Origin of the sequence: Eudoraea sp., from assembly GCF_049665975.1 — a bacterium.
Lineage (GTDB): Bacteria > Bacteroidota > Bacteroidia > Flavobacteriales > Flavobacteriaceae > Eudoraea.
Genome location: NZ_JBATGR010000333.1, coordinates 1 through 1586 on the forward strand (window position 1 = coordinate 1; position 1586 = coordinate 1586).

At 35.2% G+C, this 1586-nt stretch carries 2 protein-coding genes; both read right to left on the reverse strand.

Annotation, left to right across the window (positions count from 1 at the left end; genetic code table 11):
• The coding region (locus tag WBN20_RS11590) for an ABC transporter permease (protein ID WP_424281788.1) at nt 1-712 on the reverse strand (712 nt) is incomplete at its 3' end.
• On the reverse strand, nt 712-1586 hold an 875-nt coding region (locus tag WBN20_RS11595), incomplete at its 5' end, for an ABC transporter permease (protein WP_424281789.1). The genes WBN20_RS11590 and WBN20_RS11595, both read right to left, overlap by 1 nt.

Sequence of the window (1586 nt, forward strand, 5' to 3'; positions counted from 1 at the left end):
CCATACCTATTATCCAAAATGGAAATAGTTTCCCAATAATAAACTGGCTCTTGCGTATGGGTGTTACGTTAATTTGCTCTAAAGTGCCAATTTCTTTTTCACGTACAATATTCATCCCGGAAAGGAACAGGGTAATCATGGTTACGAGCAATACTAATATTCCGGGGACCATAAAAGTTTTATAATTCAAGGTTTCGTTATACCAAAAAGAAGGAATTGTTGTGATCTGAACTGGTCTTACTATTTTATCTGAAACCTGCATCAATTCAGTTCTTAGATTCTTATTAAAACTTTGTATAATCTGACTTACATATACACTTTCTACACCAGCCGTTGCACCATCTATGGCATTTATGGTAAGCCCTAATTTATTCTGTTTTTCTTTTATTAAATCCCTTTCAAAGTAGGGTGGTATTTCCAGAATCACATCCACATCTCCATTTAACATTGCAGAATTCGCTTGTTTTTCGGAAGAATAGTTGGTCAGAACATTAAAAAAGGTAGAAGCACTAAACTTTTCAAGCAGCGCCCTGGAGGTTGTCGTGTGGTCATTATCTATATACGCAAATTTGATGTTTTTAATTTCAAAAGTTGCGGCATTTGCCAATATAACCAGTTGGACCAGAGGTAAAATAAAGATAATAGGAAGCATCCCTTTATTTCGAAAGATCTGCTTAAACTCCTTTTGTATGATATATCCGATCGTTTTCATTATTCTAACCGGATTTTATATTTCTTGACACTCAACCCAATAAAAAATACCGTCATTACAAGTAAAATCAGAGTTTCCTTCCAAATAAACTGAAGCCCGACACCTTTAAGCATTATCCCTTTTATTATAATGATAAACCATTTGGCCGGGACTAAATTACTGATGACCTGCAAAATCAAAGGCATGCTGGCTATTGGGAAGATAAAGCCTGATAACAAAATTACAGGAAGCATTAACCCCATTAAGGAAATCATCATAGCCGTTTGTTGTGTTGTTGCTATTGTAGAGATTAAAATTCCCAATGCCAATGCTGTAATTATAAACAAAACGCTTTCCAGCCCCAATAAAAAGATACTTCCTTCTACCGGCATTTTAAAAATAAAAATGCTTAAAACAACAATGACAACTGCGTTGATTACCGAAAGAAAAATATAAGGCACAACCTTACCTACAATTACCTGAAAAGGTTTTAAAGGCGAAACCAATAGAATTTCCATGGTGCCTAATTCCTTTTCCCTGGTAATTGAAATAGAAGTCATCATGGCCGAAACCAGCATTAAAATAATTGTCATAACGCCGGGTACAAACATAAAAACACTTTTTAGCTCAGGGTTGTAGACCATCCGTGTTTGCGAAACTATTTGATAGGGAAGCCCCACAGATTCATTCTGACTTTGCTGATATTTTTGAAGTATTGCCGTCACATAATTATAGATCGTATTAGCCGTATTAGGGTCTGTGGCATCTGTGATTATTTGTACATGAGCTTTGCCGTCTTTGATTAACTTTTGACTGAAATCTTTTTCGATATTTAAAACCGCTTTGACTTTCCCTTGCTTAAAAACAGTTTCTATATCAGATTCTCTCTCTATAA